Source organism: Paenibacillus sp. 2TAB23 (genome assembly GCF_052115165.1).
Classification (GTDB): Bacteria; Bacillota; Bacilli; order Paenibacillales; family Paenibacillaceae; genus Pristimantibacillus.
Genome location: NZ_JBFRGD010000054.1, coordinates 1 through 3,933 on the forward strand (window position 1 = coordinate 1; position 3,933 = coordinate 3,933).

The following is a 3,933-nucleotide window of genomic DNA, read 5'->3' on the forward strand; positions in this document are numbered from 1 at the left end:
TCAAGAGGGACATTGAGGCCTATATCCGTTTTTACAACCACGAACGATTACAAGCAAAATTAAACGGCCTCAGTCCAATGGATTACAGGACCAAGACCGCCTAACTATTTTTATTATTTGTACTGTCTACTTGACGGGGTGCAGTTCACAGTGTATAAATGCTCTTTTTGTTATGGAGAAATTGTCAGCTAATAGATCTTATTATTTTATTAATTTATTCATTGTAGTCATCAATTCCGTCAGCACTTCTGTGTCCCCATCCTGCAAACGTTCGATCACACAGCTTTTTAAATGATGTTCAAGCAATAGTTTACCTACACTATTCAAAGCAGATTGAACGGAAGCAATTTGATTTAGAACATCGTCGCAATAAGAATCCTTTTCAATCATTCCCTTAACACCGCGAACTTGTCCTTCAATTCGATTAAGACGCGAAACTAAATTATTCTTGTCCTTGTCCGAATGATGGCTCTTTCGCCCCGATTCTTCCGTTACGCAACATGAAGAAGCCTCATTAGAGATTGGGTCTATAAGATCTGTTTGTTCACTCATTAATATCTGCCTCCTTTCTATTTATTATACCATACTGCCATACCCTATATGTAGTAATATAAAATTTTTGGAAATATCCCCTGCAAAAGAGAACTCTAGCCCAACTCGTTTGGCTGGGGGGGAAGTCGTTTTATTATTATCTGGCTGCCGAACCGATCTGATAACTAGTATTCGCATGGCCCGATGCAAGCCCAGCCTCTTCTTGCTTGGCGCCTGACATCGCGGATATCGTAGCAGGGATTTAGGCAAGTGACATGCCTAATGTGCCCAAAAACGAGGTTGGGAGTACATGCTCTGCGAAATTCCCACTGAGGAAACCTTTGCAAAAAAAAAGACATGACGGGATCGATCGTTCATAGCGATCAAGGATTCCAGTAGACATCCAACGTGCTGCCAAAGGTTGGCGCCCGAATCAGCATGACTCATCGGGCCAATTGTTATGACAATGCTACTTTGGAGAGCTTCTTCTCGCATCTCAAAACGAAAGAATCCTTATGATATCTAAATGCTCGATGAAGCACAAAGAAGAATTGAAGACTACTTTTACTTTTACAACCATAAACGTTCACAGAGAAAGTTAATAAAACTGATGCCGGTCCAATTCCGACGCCAATTTACTTCCTAGAGGCTTTTTCTAATGTTTATTAAATAGGGGCTTGACCGATACAAATAGATTTTTATTAAAATTAAGCACCTAAACACACAGCCGCCCTTTAAACGATTCATTTTAATATACGATCCAGCTGTAAATTGCTCGGTATTCGTTCCTATTAACAAGCTTCTTTAAATACTAGCTGCACTGCTTGTTGCAAAAAAAATTTGCCAGACTTGTTACGGAAAAATCAATATTTGTTGCCCAAGGTGGCTGCTCAGACAAATCCTCTATGTCCCAAACAACATCGTCTGGACTGAATTTTTCATGAGTTCTTCTAACCTCATCAAGCAATTTTGCATTGTCCTCTTTCTCCAAAGCTTCGTTAGTTTATTCATCAACATGGGATATTTGCTTCCCCATCCATTCGGTTCAAACGGCAGTTGACCGTTAAAAAAAAATGAAGAAAACTTCCTGACCCCATTAAATACCAACTATGACCACCTGATGGTAGACCTTCAGCCATTCCTACAATCCTCCACTGTCTTAGACTTGGTTCTAAGCACCAAAAAACGTATCCAAATTGTACTCTTAGTATGTAAATATAACCCATCGCAAAAAACAAAGCCTCAATAACTCGGACGGTCTTTCAGACTATTTGATAAATATGGACATTTTCTCTTGTAAATCCTGATTTAACAAGCTCATATGTTCGCCTAAAGCGGCGATTTCTTCTATGGATCCAAATTGCTCCTTCGTCGAGTTTAAAACCGGTTTCACATTATTAGCTGTTGTTTGGGAGATATGGTTCATTTCGGCCACAGATGCTGCGACTTGTTCTGAACTGGCAGACATCTGCGCGGCGACTGCAGAAACAGCATGAATTTGATCAGCAACATGCCTAGATCCTGAAACAATTCTTTGGAAGACCTCACTTGTTTCTTCTACCTTTTGAACACCTGATCTTACTTCCATACGAACGGCCGACATCGCTCTAATTGACATCTCATTCTTATGCCAAATGTCTTCAAGAATTTGAGTGATTGCTTAGCAGCCTTTAATGATTGATCAGCTTACTTCTTGACTTCTCCAGCACAACGGTAAACCCTCTGCCATGTTCACCGGCGCGGGCAGCCTCAATAGACATATTCAAAGAGAGTAAGTTCGTTTGTGTTGCAATTTCAGATATAAATCCAAAATTTCACGTACGTTATTGGAACTCTCGCCTAACGATTGAATGAGCTTATCGGATTGGTTTTCGGATTCGGTAATGGAATCCATTTGAATCATTACACTGTGCAAGGAAGTATTGCCGTTTTCCGCATCTGCGGTAGATTGCATGGAGGCTTCGGCTATTCCCTTCTACTAACAATTCAAATAACATACACTTACCGCCACCATCGTAAGCATCATTTGATTTAATTCGCATAACTCCATTCCTCCTTTGCTAACAATTCTTTCCTTCTCACTTCACATATTCATGACTGCTTACTACTACGTACTCGATATCATCAGATACTCCGAAATAGCGCGGATGCTTTACTTTAACAATGGCTATAATGGCAGGACCTTTTAGCGTATCGGAGTAATAATAAGGCGGTCCACTGTGATAAATCTGTGGGAAGATCCCCGTTTCTACACCTTCAAACCGCACAAGCTCAAAGGGATCACGCCATATTTTTCTTGGCATCGGCTGCAGCAGCCCATCAACTTAAAGGACGTTTACACCGATTGCTTCAGCACCCTTTTTGCCTCTACGGGATCGAAGTGAATATTTCCGATCTCCAGCTCATCCTGCACAATCTGAAGGGAGGCATCATGCGTGGCCAGATCCATCCCTTCCTTCAGGTTTGCTTTCAATTTTGTCTGCAGATGCTCATCCTGATTCCAAGCGCGCTATAAATAATGGAGATTGGCGACAACAACTGGAGCATGATCACCCATTTCATGATCGTTCCTCGATATGCTCACTCATGATTGCAATTGGGTAATAATAATCTCTTGTCTCATCGCTACCGAACAAGTTGAAAATTTGGGTTATGCCTTACGGATACTGTAAGGTAATTTCAATCTGCTCTCCACGTGCAGCTGTGGTCGTTGTACCGGTTAACTGAATCTTATCGCGGTCAAAGTATACCGCTGCCAGTTGTTCTAGAATTTTGGTTTTGATCTCTGGTACTAGTCTTCCTTCCAGGGCAGCTAATTGAGCAGCCTCAAATGCTTTTTTTTGTAACATTTGATCTTTGTATTGAACCGTCCGCTCTATTCCTGGCTGAAAGATGAAATTTAAAAAGATTGGCGACAAGATGACGAATGCAACTGAGCTCTTTTCCCCGCCGCATCCCAGCTCTAGTCGATTCCGTAGTAATTCGTCATACACGTCAAGGGTACAAACGTGACCCCGACTTTCAAAAGCGCAATCCCCACAGGCTCCCGCTTTTCGTCCAATGGAATCTTTATCTCGCGGAAGCAGCGGCCCCAGCTGTACTCGGCAGAACAAGCAATAAGCTCAAGTTCATGATCATTATGCTTCGCTTCACTTTCATTAATCTCCTAAAATAAAAAAATTCGGGTTTTATATTAGGTTTGGACACCGAACGGACTGGAAAGGTTGCGCAGGTCTATGTCAAGAAAAACGAAGATGCCGAATCAAAAAAAATCGCCTCTACCCGCAGGGCAGAGACGATTTCCAAGTATGATTCGATTAAAATGCGGCAACAATTGCGCCTTTATACGTGTCCTCGATATATTTCTTCACTTCCGGCGAACGAAGCGCAGCTGCCAGCTTC

9 protein-coding genes and 1 pseudogene are annotated in these 3,933 nt (G+C 41.9%); 3 read left to right on the forward strand and 7 right to left on the reverse strand.

The features are described 5' to 3' along the window. Positions 1-11: 11 nt before the first annotated feature. Positions 12-104 (forward strand): IS3 family transposase, encoded by a 93-nt coding sequence (locus AB4Z29_RS32135; protein WP_441946300.1) that lies wholly within the window; start codon positions 12-14, stop codon positions 102-104. A gap of 97 nt (positions 105-201) precedes the next feature. On the opposite strand, the gene AB4Z29_RS32140 is transcribed toward AB4Z29_RS32135, so the two are convergent. After that, positions 202-552, reverse strand: coding sequence for a metal-sensitive transcriptional regulator (locus AB4Z29_RS32140; protein ID WP_441946940.1), 351 nt, complete (start codon positions 550-552; stop codon positions 202-204). Positions 553-1,057: 505 nt separating this feature from the next. Here AB4Z29_RS32140 and AB4Z29_RS32145 point away from each other — a divergent pair. Continuing rightward, positions 1,058-1,177: an IS3 family transposase gene (locus AB4Z29_RS32145; RefSeq protein ID WP_441946941.1), complete on the forward strand. Its 120-nt coding sequence runs from the start codon at positions 1,058-1,060 to the stop codon at positions 1,175-1,177. A gap of 165 nt (positions 1,178-1,342) precedes the next feature. Here AB4Z29_RS32145 and AB4Z29_RS32150 read toward each other — a convergent pair whose 3' ends face one another. The 6 genes and pseudogenes from AB4Z29_RS32150 to AB4Z29_RS32175 form a co-directional block, all read right to left on the reverse strand. Further along, on the reverse strand, positions 1,343-1,522 hold the full coding sequence (locus tag AB4Z29_RS32150) for an Imm70 family immunity protein (protein WP_441946942.1): 180 nt from the start codon (positions 1,520-1,522) through the stop codon (positions 1,343-1,345). A gap of 276 nt (positions 1,523-1,798) precedes the next feature. Next, the gene (locus AB4Z29_RS32155; protein WP_441946947.1) at positions 1,799-2,188 is read right to left on the reverse strand and encodes a methyl-accepting chemotaxis protein; all 390 of its coding nucleotides are present in this window, start codon (positions 2,186-2,188) and stop codon (positions 1,799-1,801) included. Positions 2,189-2,201: 13 nt separating this feature from the next. Next, a pseudogene (locus AB4Z29_RS32160) lies at positions 2,202-2,333 on the reverse strand (methyl-accepting chemotaxis protein); the annotation flags it as partial. A gap of 276 nt (positions 2,334-2,609) precedes the next feature. Beyond that, positions 2,610-2,834, reverse strand: coding sequence for a hypothetical protein (locus AB4Z29_RS32165; protein ID WP_441946943.1), 225 nt, complete (start codon positions 2,832-2,834; stop codon positions 2,610-2,612). A 32-nt stretch (positions 2,835-2,866) separates the two neighbouring features. Further along, complete coding sequence (locus AB4Z29_RS32170; RefSeq protein WP_441946944.1) at positions 2,867-3,004, reverse strand: hypothetical protein; 138 nt, start codon at positions 3,002-3,004, stop codon at positions 2,867-2,869. 184 nt (positions 3,005-3,188) lie between these two features. Further along, entirely contained in the window at positions 3,189-3,449 is a 261-nt protein-coding gene (locus AB4Z29_RS32175; protein ID WP_441946945.1) for a hypothetical protein, read from the reverse strand. Between the two features lie 281 nt (positions 3,450-3,730). Between AB4Z29_RS32175 and AB4Z29_RS32180 the strand changes: the two genes are divergently transcribed. Further along, a partial coding sequence (locus AB4Z29_RS32180; RefSeq protein WP_441946946.1) for a hypothetical protein occupies positions 3,731-3,933 on the forward strand: 203 nt, incomplete at its 3' end.